The sequence below is a fragment of the Pedobacter sp. AC402 genome (assembly GCF_979252805.1).
Window position 1 is genome coordinate 411,424 of the sequence record NZ_CEEDAI010000015.1, and the last position, 15,121, is coordinate 426,544.

The window sequence follows — 15,121 nt, forward strand, 5'->3', positions numbered from 1 at the left end:
TTAGCAACAAAGTTACTAAATGCCTGTACAGATTGAAATTATTAAAGTTGTTTATATAGATTTGAAACAAATTATGAAGATGTTTACCAAGAAAAAGTTAATTACCGGTTTTGCTTTTGTTGTAGCCCTCGGTTTTGCCAGTAATGCCAATGCCCAGCAAGTTTTAACCATCCAGCAGGCAGTAGATAATACCCTTAAAAATAATTTACAGATCAAACAGGCAGCTTTTAGTGCTGCTTTAACTAATGAAACGCTCAGCCAATCAAAAAATGCGCTTTTGCCAACACTTAATGGGGCGGCAAGCTATAATAAAAACTTTGGCCGTAGCATCGATCCATCAACCAATCAGTTTATATCACAACAATTTTCATCAGCTAATGGTAGCTTAAGTGCAAGTGCCGATCTTTTTCAGGGTTTCCAGAAAATTAATCAGATCAGACAGAATAAACTGTTGCTTGCTGCTGATCAAACCAATGTAGAAAAAATAAAAAACGATCTGATTTTGCAGGTAGTAACCTCATATATGCAGATTTTATACAATAAAGATTTACTCGCCGCCTCACAGCAACAACTAGAAGTTGCCAAACAGACTTTAAAAAGAGAGCAAGCATTATTAGATGCCGGAAACAAAACGCTTGCAGACATTTCTCAGGCAAAATCGCAAGTTGCAACAGCCGAACTGAATACCACAAATGCTCAAAATACATTATCGGTTTCTTATTTAACTTTAAATCAATTGATGGAAATGCAACCAGAGAATAGGTTTGAAGTGCAAGCCCCAGCTATTGCCGAAAATTATTCATTACAGAACAGTTATGATATCAACACTATTTTTGCAAGTGCAGTTACCTCATTCCCTGATATTAAATTGGCGACTTTAAGAACTGAAGCTGCATTGAGGGGTGTAAGTGTTGCCAAATCATCTTATTATCCACGCCTTTCAATCGGTGGTGGTTTAGGCTCAAATTTTTCCAGTGGAAGAAGTAAAGTGCTTTCAGTTACCCCTAACGGTTTTTCAGAAATAGGAAGAACATTAGGTACAAATGAATCTGTTGTAGCCCCTGATTTTGTAACTGTTTTAGGTAAGCAGGCATTTGGTTCTCAGATTGAAGACAACTTTAACCAATATGTTGGATTAAATCTTTCAATTCCAATTTTTAATGGTTTTCTAGCCAGAACAAACGTTAGAAAGGCAAAAATCAACTATCAAAATACCCAGGTACAGGAGCAACTGACCAAAAATAACTTAAGTAAAGTAATTTCGCAGGCTGTTTACGACGTGAAAGCAGCAGAAAGCCGTTATTCTTCTACACAAAATGCTTTTCAGGCCCAAAAAGATGCTTTCTATGTTATTGAGCAACGTTACAATGTTGGTTTAGTTAATTCATTAGATTATAGCACTGCACAAACCAATAGAAATAAAGCTGAAATTGATTTTATTCAAGCCAAATACGATCTTTTATTCAGAGCTAAAGTAATTGATTATTACCTTGGCAAACAGATAACCTTTTAACTAATTTAAAATTGAAGGCTATTTAAAACCTTTAACGATTACAACCTTATACAAACAAAAGAAATACAATAAATTATGAAACTGAAGCATATCATTATCATCATAGTTGCTATCGTAGCCATTCTAACCATTCTATCCCTAACGGGAGTTATTGGTGGTGCTAAAACAGAGAAAGTAACTACAGAAAAAGCATCAGATAAAACTGTTGTAGAAACAGTAACTGCAAGTGGTAAAATTCAGCCAGAAACTGAGGTAAAATTAAGTTCTGAAGTATCAGGTGAGGTTGTAGAGTTAAAAGTTAAAGAAGGTGATATTGTTAAAGCCGGACAATTACTTTGTAAGGTGCGCCCTGACGTTTTACAATCAGGTTATGAAAGAACAGTAGCTACATTTAATGCTCAAAAAGCTAGTGTGGCTGCAGCACAACAGCAATTGATACAAAATCAGGCTAACTTTGTAAATGCAGAGGCAACCTATAAACGTAATGTAGAACTGTTTAATAAAAAAGTAATTTCTGCATCAGAATTTGATTCGGCTAAAGCGGCATTTTTAACGGCTAAAGCCAATTTGGCAAGTGCAAAAGAAAATGTAACCGGTGCCAGGTTTACCTTAGAGCAAACAGGTGCAAATGTTAAAGAAGCGGGTGCAAATTTAGCTAAAACGACTATATATGCCCCAGTTGATGGTGTGGTATCAAAGTTATCTATCGAATTGGGAGACCGTATTTTAGGAACTTCTCAAATGGCAGGTACAGAGATTATGCGGATTTCTAATTTATCATCAATGGAGGTGAATGTAGATGTGAATGAAAATGACATTACCCGTGTTAAAGTTGGCGACAAAGCTTCAATTGAGGTAGATGCTTTCTCTGATAAGAAATTTAGGGGTGTGGTAACTGAAATTGCAAGTTCATCAACCGCGGTAGGTACTACGGTATCAACTTCAGTAGATCAGGTAACCAATTTCTCAGTAAAAATTAGAATTACCGAAGAACTGGCCGGTAAACAACAATCTATTTTCCGCCCGGGTATGTCGGCCACTGTTGATATTGAAAGTGAATCGTTAACAGGTTTGGCTATTCCAATCCAGGCTGTATTTACAGATAACGCAAAATCTGGTGATGCTGGTCAGAATCAGGGTAACCAGGAAAATACTGATAAGCAGAAATCAAAGTTGACTGATAAAAAGGTGAAACAATACATTTATGCTTATGATGCGAAAACCAAAAAAGTGAAAAAAACAGAGGTAACTACAGGGATCCAAAATGACCAGTACATTATTGTTAAATCTGGTGTTAAATCTGGTGAAGAAATCGTTACCGGTCCGTATTCTGCGATCCAAAATAAATTAAAAGACGGAATGGTTGTAGAAAAAACAGCTAAAGACCAATTGTTTAGCAAAGACGCTAAGAAGTAGTTTATAAATACCCGCAAGAAATAGTAACTTGCGTTGTTTAAGGTGTATTCCTAAGGTTAGGGTGTAAGGTTTATGGTATGAGGCAAATGGTCTTAAACCCTAAGCCTTACACCTTTTGCCTTATACCTTTAAGAAGGCCCTATACCTTTTACTTTAAACCTTTTTTATAATCATGGTACCTAAAATAGCGATGATAGGGGGCGGGAGCTGGGCTACTGCCATTGTAAAAATGCTTGCAGATAATTTAGCTGAAAAGGAAATTTTTTGGTGGATGCGGAATGAAGCAGCCATAGCGCATATTAAAAAATTTAAGCATAACCCTAATTATATCAGTTCTGTTGAGATTAAACTTAGTGAAGATGATCATATTTCATCTGACATCAACGCCGTTATAAAATCTGCCGATTTCGTAATATTGAATGTGCCGGCAGCATTTTTAAAAACAACACTCGCTGGCATCACCCCGGAAGATTTAAAAGGAAAAAAAATAGTTTCTGCCATTAAAGGGATTGTTCCGGAAGATAACCTGATTATCGGTGAATTTATGCACGAAAATTATGGTATCCCATACCATGATATTTTAGTTGTAAGTGGGCCATGCCATGCAGAAGAAGTGGCTTTGGAAAAATTATCGTACTTAACCATTGCCTGTACAGATGTGATACAGGCCGGTACATTTGCTTCTTTATTAAATACACGTTACATTAAAACAAATGTATCAGATGATATTTTTGGTACGGAGTACGCTGCGGTTTTAAAAAACATTTATGCAGTGGCAAGTGGTATTTGCCATGGTATAGGTTATGGAGATAATTTTCAGGCAGTGCTGATCAGTAATGCCATACGTGAGATTAAACGCTTTGTTGATGCCGTACACCCGATTAACCGTGATATTAAAGAATCTGCATACCTTGGCGATTTATTGGTAACTGCCTACTCTCAGTTTAGCCGCAACCGTACTTTTGGCAATATGGTAGGAAAGGGTTATACTGTAAAATCGGCACAATTGGAAATGAATATGATAGCCGAAGGTTATTATGCGGTAAAATGTATGCACATTAAAAACCAGGCATACCATGTAGAAATGCCAATTTGTAAGGCTGTACATGCAATTCTTTACGAAAACCGTTCGCCACATATCGAGATGAAGCTCCTGGCAGAAAAATTAAATTAATTGATTGTTCGGCAAGCTAAATCTGATTTAAATATTGAGGCTTTAAATGCTAAATGTTGTTTATTTCTAATCTATTTGAATTTAAAAACAAATCACCTAACTGTCTGTTATAGCTTTAAATAAAAATATAGCTGTCATGAAAAAGAAATTAGTAATGGGTATGTTAACACTTGCCTTGTTTGGTGGTGTTGCCTTAAATGTGAATGCGCAAGAAAAGAAAACTGAAGTTGGTAAAGCATTAGATCATACTGGTAAAGCAATTGGTAAAGGTGCAAAATCGGTAGGTAATAAAACTGCTGAAGTAGCGGTAAAAGGTAGCTCAAAAGTGGCTGATAAAACCTGGAAAGGTAAAATGGCACCAGATGGAAGTGATGTTTACATCAATGCAAAAAATGAAAAATATTACGTAAACTCAAAAGGTGCTAAAATCTGGTTAAAAGCCAGTCAGATTAAAAACAGACCTGAGCCTAAAAAATAAAAAAAAGTCCCGGTGAATATTCACCGGGACTTTTTTTTACCACATATTGCCACTATATCTTTAACTTGTAAATGCCATCAAAATACGAATTGGTAGCGGGCTGTATTTCTCTGGCTGCTTCTGTTTTATCGATCAATAATTTTTCTACAAGATTATTATTTACCTTCAAATTAAGCTCGTATAGTTTGTTATCGCCAAGTTTAAGATAAAAGGTGCTTTCTATACTTTTAGCCAGGTTAGGTATTTCATAAGAGGTAAGCTGATAATAATCTATTTTTTGGTTATTGCCAAAACTAAAAGGTGGGCGGATTTCAAATTGAATCTTTTTAACTGCGTTATTCGCATCTTTCGAAAATAACTGGATCTGGTTTTTATCGAAATAACCGGATGTACTTGGATTAAGTAAATCTACGTCGGCATTATTTTTAATCACTAAGATTAATGGTGCGGTTGAAATAGGCGAACACGCACATAAACCACCGCCACCTACTCCTGCTTTTTTGCAACCTAAATTGGCAATAAAAATCACCATGAGCACAGTTAAAATTTTTTTCATCTGATTTGGTTTTTGTTTAAATGGTTATAAAGAATTAGTTATAAGTGCTTTATGTCTGTACTATATTAAACGGCTAAAAAGTCTGAATCGCTACAGCTGAAATAATAATCATGCAATTGTTGCTGTAGAAATTTTCATCTCAGCACTCTTTCTTTAATAAATTCTGAAATAAATCCGACAGCTATTGGATCAGGCTTACCACTATAACAAAAAAGCCCGGAAATGTAATTTCCAGGCTTCAGTATCTTTGAGTGATTACTAAATAATCGTTCCGTATAAATCGAAATCTTCGGCTCTATCGATCTTTACATTAACAAAACTTCCGTTTGCCGCATAACCTGTTGAAGCATCAATTAAAACTTCATTATCAACCTCTGGTGAATCAAATTCGGTTCTTCCGACGAAGAAATCCCCTTCTTTTTTATCCACCAGTACTTTAAAGGTTTTGCCTACTTTTTCCTGGTTAATATCGAAAGAAATCCCTTGTTGAATTTCCATAATATCATCTACACGTTGTTGCTTTATTTCATCAGGAACATCATCAACTAAAGTATGTGCATGGGTTTTTTCCTCATGAGAGTAGGTAAAACAACCCAAACGGTCGAATTTGGTTTCGGCAACCCATTCTGCCATTTCTTCAAAATCGTATTGGGTTTCTCCTGGATAACCGCAGATTAAAGTGGTACGCATGGCGATATTTGGCACTTTATCTCTGATCTGGTTTACTAAATCAATGGTTTTTTGCTTGGTAGTACCACGGCGCATTGATTTTAGCATGTTATCGGTAATGTGCTGTAATGGCATGTCTAAATACTTACAGATGTTATCGCGCTCGTTCATTGCATCTAAAATCTCCATCGGAAAACCAGAAGGGTAGGCATATTGCAGGCGGATCCACTCAATGCCTGGTACATCAGATAAACGGCGCATCAATTCATCTAGCTTGCGCACTCCATATAGGTCTAAACCGTAATAAGTAAGGTCTTGAGCAATTAAAATTAATTCTTTAGTGCCGTTTCTGGCTAATATTTTAGCTTCGTTAACCAATTCTTCCATTGGTTTGCTTAAGTGCTTTCCTCGCATTAATGGGATGGCACAGAAAGAACATGGACGGTTACACCCTTCAGCGATTTTGAAATAAGCAAAATGTGAAGGTGTAGTTAATAAACGCTCACCAATAAGTTCGTGCTTGTAATTTGCGCCAAGCTCATGTAATATGTTCTGTAAATCGTTGGTGCCGAAAAAAGCATCAACATTTGTAATTTCTGATTCTAATTCAGGTTTATAGCGTTCGGATAAACATCCTGTAACCACTACTTTACCAATTTTGCCGGCTTCTTTTAGTTCGCTAAACTGTAGGATGGTATCAATTGATTCTTGTTTGGCATTGTCGATAAAACCACAGGTATTGATCACAACGATATCATCTTTGCCCATCTTATCTGATTCATGTACAACGTTTAAATTGTTGCCACGTAACTGGCCCATCAATACTTCCGAATCGTATATGTTTTTGGAACAACCTAATGTAATTACATTAATTTTAGGCTGTTTAATTGCGCTTTTACTTCTTACTATTTTGGTATTCATATCAATTTTATTTACGCTTTCCTTGCGGCTTGATTCCACAGATTTAGCGATTCCACAGATTATCATGTGGATATATCAGGATTATAAAGCTATCCTTTTGACTTCACAACTTGTATTGCCAAAATTAATCAATAATCCGGTTTTAATTTTACTGGCTTTTAAGTATGATATAAGTTGACTTTGAAATAACTTAGGCTGAAATCCTGTAACAGATTTTAATTCTACGATTACTTTCTCTTCTACTGCCAGGTCGCATCTAAATTTCCAATCACCTAACTTTCAAACATCACTACAAACTCCTTCTCAATATCAAAACACGAAGTGAGCCTTGTAACTAAATCCTCTGCAGAATCATCTCCCGAAGTGCTATTTAAATAAACTATTCACAAACTCTTTCTTATCAAAAAGCTGTAAGTCGCCTATTTTTTCACCCACACCAATGTATTTAACCGGGATTTTAAACTGATCTGAAATTCCGATTACCACACCGCCTTTTGCTGTTCCATCTAATTTGGTAATGGCCAGGGCGTTTACATCGGTGGCTTCGGTAAACTGTTTACACTGTTCAAAAGCATTTTGTCCGGTAGAAGCATCGAGTACCAACAAAATTTCGTGCGGGGCATTGGGTACAACCTTTTGCATTACCTGCTTAATTTTGCCGAGTTCGTTCATCAAACCGATTTTGTTATGTAAACGTCCGGCGGTATCGATAATAACAACATCTTCGCCATTGGCAACGGCAGATTGTAGTGTATCAAAAGCTACAGAGGCAGGATCTGATCCCATGGCCTGTGCAACAACCCTTACGCCAACGCGTTCGCCCCAAAGTTTAATCTGATCAACAGCTGCAGCCCTAAAGGTATCGGCAGCCCCTAAAACTACTTTAAGCCCTGATTCTTTAAGTTTATGTGCCAGTTTTCCAATCGTAGTGGTTTTACCCACACCGTTTACGCCAACCACCATAATAACATATGGTTTGTGGTCGCCATATTCGAACTGGCGGAAATCGTTACTGTTATTTTCAGATAGAAGCAACTGAATTTCGTCGCGAAGAATAAAGTTTAGCTCAGAGGTATTGAGGTATTTATCTTTGGCAACACGTTCTTCGATGCGTTTGATAATTTTTAATGTAGTACTTACGCCCACATCTGAAGTAACCAAAACTTCTTCCAGATTATCGAGCACTTCATCATCAACAGAAGATTTTCCTGCAACAGCTTTGGTAATTTTATTAAAGAAACCGTCTTTAGTTTTCTCTAAACCTTTATCAAGAGCTTCCTGAGCTTCAGGCGCAGTTTCTTTCTTTTTGAAAAAATCGAATAAACCCATTAGTTATTTTTATGTTTTTTTAGGAAATCGGTAGGTGTTTGAGCCGGTATTTTACCGGCAGTGAAGTCTTTTGTGTTTCGGGTTATTATAAGATCAATCTGATTTAACTCTGCAGCTGCATTTTGTACTGCATCTTCAAAATCTGAAAAATTGGAATGCATTGCGAAGATAATTGTATCTTTATTTATACCTAGAATGTTTATCGTACTTATAAGGGTAAGAAGAAGATCTATCGTTTTATCGTGGCCTATATTTTTTTTGCAGATGTAGTATATGTCAGTAAAAGTTGAGGCCAAAATGAATCCATTTATATTTATATCATCAACTTTGTTCAATACTTCGAAGGAATCCTCAAAAAAAGGATGTCTTTTTAGACTTATATCTATAAAAATATTGGTGTCAAATAGAATGTTCATTTACTTATGTTTATCCATAAGATAATCATATCTAGCTTTATCTGGATCAATTCCCTCCAATATTCCGGTAAACTTATCAAGAAAATCTTTCATTTTTATATTTGGCGGGTTTTGAACTACCTCATCCAAAATAATCACTTCAACTTCTTTATTTTTTATATCAAATCTGTCAGGAACAACAATAGTTCCGTTTTCAGAAACTTTTGCTTTAAACTTATACGTTTCCATGGCTATGCTTTTTTCAAAGATAATCAATTATTTCCGAACGTAAATTTCACTAACAAAAAAAGCCCTTCCGGTTAAAACGGAACGGCCTTTAATATCTTTTAATATTAAAAAATATTAACCTTATTTAGATGCGATAGCATCTTTTACGTGGTCGTTGTGTACGATAAGTTCTTTGAATGAATAAGCACCAGTTTTTGGTGATTTTACCATTGTAATTACTTTCGAATATTCTTTACCTGTACCTGTTTTAAGGGTTGCAACTACTTTCTTTGCCATGTTCTTATAAATTTAATGATTGAATGATAGATGGATAGAATGAGAAATGGGTATACCCTTAACTTTCTACCTTTACAACATCAATCTTATTTAATCTCTTTATGTACGGTTACTTTTCTCAACACTGGATTGAATTTTTTCAATTCTAATCTCTCAGTAGTGTTTTTACGGTTTTTGGTAGAAATATATCTAGACATACCTGGCATGCCACTTTCTTTATGTTCAGTACATTCTAAAATAACCTGAACTCTGTTACCTTTTTTTGCCATTTTATTATAAATTGAAAACTGTTAATCTCAACAGTTAATGTTTTTTACAAAAATCCTTTTTTTACGAAACGGTTAATCGCTTCGCTAATGCCCACTTTATTGATGGTTTTAATCGCTGAAGTAGAAACTTTCAACGTAATCCAACGGTTTTCTTCAGGAATATAAAATTTCTGAAGTTGTAGGTTTGGGTAAAATTTGCGTTTGGTTTTAACGTTCGAGTGAGAAACGTTGTTACCTACCATTGCTTTTTTTCCTGTTAAATCACAAACTCTTGACATGACTTGTAAATATAGTTGTTTAATACGTCCGCTTAATTTTTTTAAGAGTGTGCAAATATCTGAATAATAATTGTAAATGACAATAGCGAAGCTAATTATTTTTATAATTTACGTTCACATCCCAGCGGCCTGCATCTTTTATTTCAAATTCAACATAATCTTTTCCCGAATGCATTTTTAATCTTAATGGAAAATTAATGTTTTTAATGGTATACATGTTTTGTGTGGTTGATACTTTATCAACTTTAATCTCATCATAACCGCCATTTAAAACTTCTATTTGATCGAAAACCGGACCAGTTGCATTTCTGGCTTCCTTTGATTCTGACTTTCCCTGCAAACCAATGCCTGTTACGTTGTTGTCCTGGGCATTAAGTTTTTTAATTCCAACCGATACATATAGTATATTGCCACTCTTTTTACTTTTTCTGATGGTAACAGAAGCTATTGCCGGTGATTTTGCGATAACTTTATAAGCTTGAGTAGTATCCGCCGAAACAGAACTTTTAAATTCGGTTGCAGCGTATGATTTGATGCTAAATACAATCAGTATCAGTGCTATAAATGAGGTTAAATTCTTCATGCATAAAAATAATTATTTCTTATCAAACGTTTGATATTTATTTTGATACAATTAGACTATTTCTGCTAATTATTATTTCTTTAAATTAGCCGCAACTAATCCAAAATATAAAACAGAGCAATGCAAATTACATCTTTTAAGCAGTACGAAGAAGATTATAAAAAGAGCGTAGAAAATCCAGAACAGTTTTGGGGCGAGGTAGCGCAAAACTTTCAATGGCGTAAACCCTGGTTTAAGGTTTTATCATGGAACTTTAACGAGCCAAATATTAAATGGTTCGAAGGAGCTAAACTTAACATTACCGAAAATTGTTTAGACCGCCATCTTGCTACCAATGGTGATAAACCTGCAATTATCTGGGAACCGAATAATCCTGAGGAAGAAAGTGTAACCTATACTTATAAAATGCTGCATGAGCGTGTTTGCCGCTTTGCAAACGTGCTAAAACGTAACGGTGCTAAAAAAGGAGATCGCATTTGTATTTATATGCCAATGGTGCCCGAACTTGCCATAGCTGTTTTGGCTTGTGCGAGGATTGGTGCTGTTCATTCTGTTATTTTCGGTGGGTTTTCTGCAAAATCAATTGCCGACCGCATTAACGATTCGCAATGTAAGGTTGTGATTACTGCCGATGGTTCTTACCGTGGTAACAAACAGATTCCTTTAAAAGATGTAATTGATGATGCATTGATCGGTTGCCCAACAGTAGAAAAATGTATTGTACTAACTCATATCCGTACTCCTGTTTCCATGTTGAAAGGTAGAGATGTGTGGTGGGAAGATGAAGTGAAGCATGTAAACGATACCTGCGAAGCCGAAGAAATGGATGCGGAGGATATGCTCTTCATTCTTTATACATCAGGCTCTACCGGTAAACCCAAAGGGGTGGTGCATACCTGTGGCGGTTATATGGTGTATGCGGGGTATACGTTTTCCAATGTATTTAACTACAAACCTGGCGAAGTTTATTTCTGTACTGCAGATATTGGCTGGATTACCGGACACTCCTACATCGTTTACGGACCGCTTTCTCAAGGTGCAACATCTGTACTTTTTGAGGGGATTCCAACCTACCCAACGCCATCACGCTTTTGGGATATTATAGAAAAACACAAAGTAAATACTTTATATACCGCACCTACGGCTATCCGCTCGCTGATGAGTTATGGTGATGAACCGCTTAATGGCAAAGATTTAAGTTCGATCCGCGTTTTAGGCTCGGTAGGAGAGCCTATCAATGAGGAGGCATGGCATTGGTTTGATGAAAAGATTGGTCATGGTAAAGCGCCTATTGTAGATACCTGGTGGCAAACTGAAACCGGGGGAATTATGATTTCTCCAATTGCTACGGTAACGCCAACCAAACCTAGTTTTGCCACTTTGCCTCTGCCAGGAATTCAACCTATTCTGGTTGATGAAAACGGTAATGAAATTGAAGGAAACGGAGTAATGGGAAATCTTTGCATTAAATTCCCTTGGCCGGGGATGTTGCGTACCACCTATGGCGATCATGAACGTTGCAAGCAAACCTATTTTTCTACTTACGAAAATCTTTATTTTACAGGTGATGGCTGCTTGCGTGATGAAGATGGTTATTATAGGATTACTGGTCGTGTAGATGATGTACTGAATGTTTCAGGACATAGAATTGGCACTGCTGAAGTAGAGAATGCGATTAATATGCATGCAGGAGTGGTAGAAAGTGCTGTGGTGGGTTATCCGCATGATGTAAAAGGACAGGGCATTTACGCTTTCGTAATTTACCCTGAAATGCATGGAGAGGCAGAATTGTCTAAAAAAGATATTTTACAAACAGTTACCCGCGTAATTGGAGCCATTGCGAAACCTGATAAGATATTGTTTGTATCTGGTTTACCAAAAACGCGCTCAGGCAAAATTATGCGCAGAATTTTACGGAAAATTGCGGAGGGCGATACCACAAATTTAGGCGATACTTCTACTTTATTGGATCCTGGAGTTGTTGAGGAGATTATTGCAGCAACAAAAACGCTTTAAGCATAAAGTGAATTATAAAAAGCAATGCCCCCGGTTTCCGGGGGCATTTTTTGTTAATGAGATATTTTAGTTGGCAGTGGTTTAACATTTTGAAATTTCCATCATTTCACCTCATTTAAATGGCATTACCAATCTGTAAACATTTAATAGTTGCTTCCAATATTTATTTGGTTTCGTTTGGCTTCATGTAATAGAAAGTAGCACAATGTTATCATATTCCGGATTGATTTAAATTTTTATTTTAACTAAATAACTAGTCTAAATCGTTTAATCTATTCTTGTTTTTTGTAAATGGTTGATTATTAGTGTTTTTATTTTTATTTTTAGCTGTTTAATAAGTATTTGTAGCCTGTTTACAAATACTTTTAACTGTTGCCTAAAATAAAATCTATGAAAACGAAAAAAATTCTAACTCTATCCTTATTGGTAATTCTAGCTGTATCCTGTAAAAAGGGCGACAATAAAGATCAACCTGAACCACCTCAAAACCTAGAGTTGCGCTCTTATATAAAAAGTCTTGGATTTTCTGAATCTTCCATTAAAGATTTAGGTACGGAGTATCAGGTTGAAGGAGATATTTCTTTCCCGAAAGATATGGAAATGCCCTCCGATAGAAGCACAAAGGTGGCCACTTCGCTTGTGTTAAATTCAAAATTTATGGGTACGCCAATAGTTGGGAGTCCGAAAATTGGTCAGACTTATACCGGGCACTTGGTAGATTTGACAAATCGCATAAATGTTAGGCTCTATATACACCCTAATTTGGCCAGCTTAGCCGGTGAAATAGATGCAGCAATTAACTTATGGAATGTTGTAGACAACTCTGGCATTTTTTTTACCATTGTTCCCAACGGCGCATTCGATATTGAAATTAGATCGGAGAGCATTAGTGGTTACGGAAAAGCTTATTTTCCGCTCAGCGGCAGGGCGGGTGCTTTGGTTAGGGTTAATTCTGAAAGTATGGCCAACGCCGGGCTTAATCCAGATCAAAAGAAAACCGTTATTGCTCATGAACTTGGGCACTGTATCGGTTTTAGGCATACAGATTGGGTAGGGATAGAAACTGCTGATGGAGCCGATGATATTGGTACACAAGTAACTGCTATTGATGTTCCAAATGCTGGTGGAACTGATTTTAACTCAATTATGAATAGTGGACCAAATAACACGCTCTCTGGTGTTCTTTCTGATAAAGATAAGCTTGCATTGGTAAATTTATATCCTCTTGGTTCGCCTAAAATTAGCGGAGGAGGTATATTGAGCGCTAATAGAAGTTATACTTTTACTTTATCTTATGTATGGCCATCATCAGTAGTTGATTGGAGTGTAAGCGGTAAACCCTCAAGTATTTCATTTACGCAGGGCCAGGGGACTGGAAGTTTAACAGTAAACGTTAATAATAATGTTGGTGAATACCCGCAAGATTTACAATTGTTAGCTCGGATGACTAATAGTAATGGAAAATATATTATATTAACTAAGGATTTAATATTACAAGGAAGTAAATATAAATAATGAAATAATCGGTGGTATTCTTTTAAATAGTTTAGTTAATCGATTATAAACAAACAGCCAATCAATTGATTGGCTGTTTGTTTATAATTTTAGTTAGTAACCTGGATTTTGAACCAGTTTATTGTTTGCGTCAATTTCACGTTGTGGAATCGGGAAGATCAATCTGGTAGAATTCCATGGTATATTTCCAATATTCGTTTGCGTTCTTTTAGCATCGTGTAGTGAAAAGCCTTCAAAAGCAAATTCGAGTTTTCTTTCGTTAAGAATATCTGTAAGAGTGGCTGAATTTGTTGTTAAGCCAGCCCTACTTCTAACCGTAGCCAAATCTTGAATCGGTGCAATACCACCAATGGGAGCTGAAGGAGCCAAACGCACATTGCATTCCGCTCTAATCAAATACATTTCCGATAACCTGATTACAGGAACGTTTCCAAATTGGTTACCAAATTTGGAGGTAAATATATCATCATCGTCATAAAAAGCATTAATTCTGTCATCATTCGCAGCATAAGTCTCATCAATCCAATCCTGTGAAATTACAGCGTCCCCACGACCACCAAATGTAGATGAACCATAGAATTCATTAAAGCCATTAAAACCTGTCAAAGTAGTTACCTGCATGGCAAAAACATCTTCAGTGGTATTATCTCCAGGTTTTGCGGGTCTACCGCTTTCGGGCATTTTAGGAAAAGCGCTTAAGTAAGTATTTGTTAGTTGATAATTTCCAGAGGATATCACGCGGTTTGCTGCCGCTCCGGCCGCACTATAATTACCCATTTGTAAGTAAAGTCTCGCAAGCATTGCAGCAGCTGCTGATTTTGTTGCGAAAAAACCATTAACGGCCGGAAGTTTGGCTTCTGCATCTGTTAAATCTGCAATAGCCTGGTTGTAAACTGCAGCTACAGTAGCCCTGCTTACATAGTTTGCTTCGCTTATTAAATTTGTTGGTGTTAATACAATGGGTATTCCTAAATTGGTGCTGGGAGTGCCATCATTGTAGGCTTTTCCAAATAATCTAACGAGTTCAAAATAAGCTGCACCCCGAATAAATTTTGCTTCGCCTTCCACTCTGCTCTTTTTAGTAGGCTCTACTTTATCAAGAGCAGCAATTACGTTGTTGGCATCATTGATTGAGGCATACCCTGCAGCCCAAACATTATCTACAAACACATTTGTTTTTAGAAGAGATTTGTTTATGGCCTGTGTTAACTCCTCATAAGTTCCGAACCATTCGATAGCATCAGTGTTTGCTAAGAAATCAGTTATCAAAAATGGACGGCCACCAAAAAAATTCCGGCTACCGAGGTCTGAGTATGCACCTGTTAGGGCTCCTTCAACATCCTTGGAGGTGAGTAATGCATTTTTTTGTTCTATGGTATCAACAGGATTTATTTCAAGTGCTTTCTTGCACGATAGTAAAGCCATCAGAAACATGCAAGCAAATATGATGTTGGTTATATATGTCTTTTTCATTTTGATTCTTT

Annotated in this window: 16 protein-coding genes and 1 pseudogene; 6 read left to right on the top strand and 11 right to left on the bottom strand. The window is 36.5% G+C overall.

The window, feature by feature from the left end; all coding sequences use genetic code 11:
• The first annotated feature begins 19 nt into the window (after positions 1-19).
• The 4 genes from AC0IWE_RS25515 (at position 20) to AC0IWE_RS25530 (ending at position 4,581) form a co-directional block, all read left to right on the top strand.
• Positions 20-1,513, top strand: coding sequence for a TolC family protein (locus tag AC0IWE_RS25515; protein ID WP_471795241.1), 1,494 nt, complete (start codon positions 20-22; stop codon positions 1,511-1,513).
• A 75-nt stretch (positions 1,514-1,588) separates the two neighbouring features.
• Positions 1,589-2,929, top strand: coding sequence for an efflux RND transporter periplasmic adaptor subunit (locus AC0IWE_RS25520; protein ID WP_471795242.1), 1,341 nt, complete (start codon positions 1,589-1,591; stop codon positions 2,927-2,929).
• Positions 2,930-3,101: 172 nt separating this feature from the next.
• Positions 3,102-4,103, top strand: coding sequence for an NAD(P)H-dependent glycerol-3-phosphate dehydrogenase (locus tag AC0IWE_RS25525; RefSeq protein WP_055907512.1), 1,002 nt, complete (start codon positions 3,102-3,104; stop codon positions 4,101-4,103).
• A gap of 136 nt (positions 4,104-4,239) precedes the next feature.
• Positions 4,240-4,581 carry a hypothetical protein gene (locus AC0IWE_RS25530; protein WP_055907509.1) on the top strand — a complete coding sequence of 114 codons (342 nt, stop codon included), beginning with the start codon at positions 4,240-4,242 and terminating at the stop codon, positions 4,579-4,581.
• Between the two features lie 52 nt (positions 4,582-4,633).
• Here the strand turns inward: AC0IWE_RS25530 and AC0IWE_RS25535 are convergent, their stop codons facing one another.
• The 10 genes and pseudogenes from AC0IWE_RS25535 to AC0IWE_RS25580 all read right to left on the bottom strand — a co-directional run bounded on the left by AC0IWE_RS25535 (position 4,634) and on the right by AC0IWE_RS25580 (position 10,106).
• A complete protein-coding gene (locus AC0IWE_RS25535) occupies positions 4,634-5,137 on the bottom strand; it encodes a hypothetical protein (RefSeq protein WP_471795243.1) in 504 nt (167 codons plus the stop codon).
• A 258-nt stretch (positions 5,138-5,395) separates the two neighbouring features.
• A complete protein-coding gene (rimO, locus tag AC0IWE_RS25540) occupies positions 5,396-6,727 on the bottom strand; it encodes a 30S ribosomal protein S12 methylthiotransferase RimO (protein WP_055907601.1) in 1,332 nt (443 codons plus the stop codon).
• 81 nt (positions 6,728-6,808) lie between these two features.
• Positions 6,809-6,979, bottom strand: a pseudogene (locus tag AC0IWE_RS25545) (GxxExxY protein); the annotation flags it as partial.
• A gap of 114 nt (positions 6,980-7,093) precedes the next feature.
• The gene (ftsY, locus tag AC0IWE_RS25550) at positions 7,094-8,056 is read right to left on the bottom strand and encodes a signal recognition particle-docking protein FtsY (RefSeq protein WP_471795244.1); all 963 of its coding nucleotides are present in this window, start codon (positions 8,054-8,056) and stop codon (positions 7,094-7,096) included.
• On the bottom strand, positions 8,056-8,472 hold the full coding sequence (locus AC0IWE_RS25555) for a type II toxin-antitoxin system VapC family toxin (protein WP_471795245.1): 417 nt from the start codon (positions 8,470-8,472) through the stop codon (positions 8,056-8,058). Before AC0IWE_RS25555 ends, ftsY begins: the two co-directional genes overlap by 1 nt.
• Entirely contained in the window at positions 8,473-8,700 is a 228-nt protein-coding gene (locus AC0IWE_RS25560) for a hypothetical protein (RefSeq protein WP_471795246.1), read from the bottom strand. It lies immediately after the preceding gene.
• A 120-nt stretch (positions 8,701-8,820) separates the two neighbouring features.
• Positions 8,821-8,976 (bottom strand): DUF4295 domain-containing protein, encoded by a 156-nt coding sequence (locus AC0IWE_RS25565; RefSeq protein ID WP_010599808.1) that lies wholly within the window; start codon positions 8,974-8,976, stop codon positions 8,821-8,823.
• A gap of 86 nt (positions 8,977-9,062) precedes the next feature.
• Positions 9,063-9,245, bottom strand: coding sequence for a 50S ribosomal protein L33 (gene rpmG / locus AC0IWE_RS25570; RefSeq protein WP_010599807.1), 183 nt, complete (start codon positions 9,243-9,245; stop codon positions 9,063-9,065).
• Positions 9,246-9,289: 44 nt separating this feature from the next.
• Positions 9,290-9,523, bottom strand: coding sequence for a 50S ribosomal protein L28 (gene rpmB / locus AC0IWE_RS25575; RefSeq protein ID WP_025145121.1), 234 nt, complete (start codon positions 9,521-9,523; stop codon positions 9,290-9,292).
• Positions 9,524-9,614: 91 nt separating this feature from the next.
• Entirely contained in the window at positions 9,615-10,106 is a 492-nt protein-coding gene (locus AC0IWE_RS25580; protein ID WP_471795247.1) for a hypothetical protein, read from the bottom strand.
• 120 nt (positions 10,107-10,226) lie between these two features.
• Between AC0IWE_RS25580 and acs the strand changes: the two genes are divergently transcribed.
• The gene (gene acs, locus AC0IWE_RS25585) at positions 10,227-12,122 is read left to right on the top strand and encodes an acetate--CoA ligase (RefSeq protein ID WP_055907492.1); all 1,896 of its coding nucleotides are present in this window, start codon (positions 10,227-10,229) and stop codon (positions 12,120-12,122) included.
• A 390-nt stretch (positions 12,123-12,512) separates the two neighbouring features.
• Positions 12,513-13,637 carry a M57 family metalloprotease gene (locus AC0IWE_RS25590; RefSeq protein ID WP_471795248.1) on the top strand — a complete coding sequence of 375 codons (1,125 nt, stop codon included), beginning with the start codon at positions 12,513-12,515 and terminating at the stop codon, positions 13,635-13,637.
• A gap of 93 nt (positions 13,638-13,730) precedes the next feature.
• Here AC0IWE_RS25590 and AC0IWE_RS25595 read toward each other — a convergent pair whose 3' ends face one another.
• The gene (locus tag AC0IWE_RS25595) at positions 13,731-15,110 is read right to left on the bottom strand and encodes a RagB/SusD family nutrient uptake outer membrane protein (protein WP_471795249.1); all 1,380 of its coding nucleotides are present in this window, start codon (positions 15,108-15,110) and stop codon (positions 13,731-13,733) included.
• Positions 15,111-15,121: the final 11 nt, after the last annotated feature.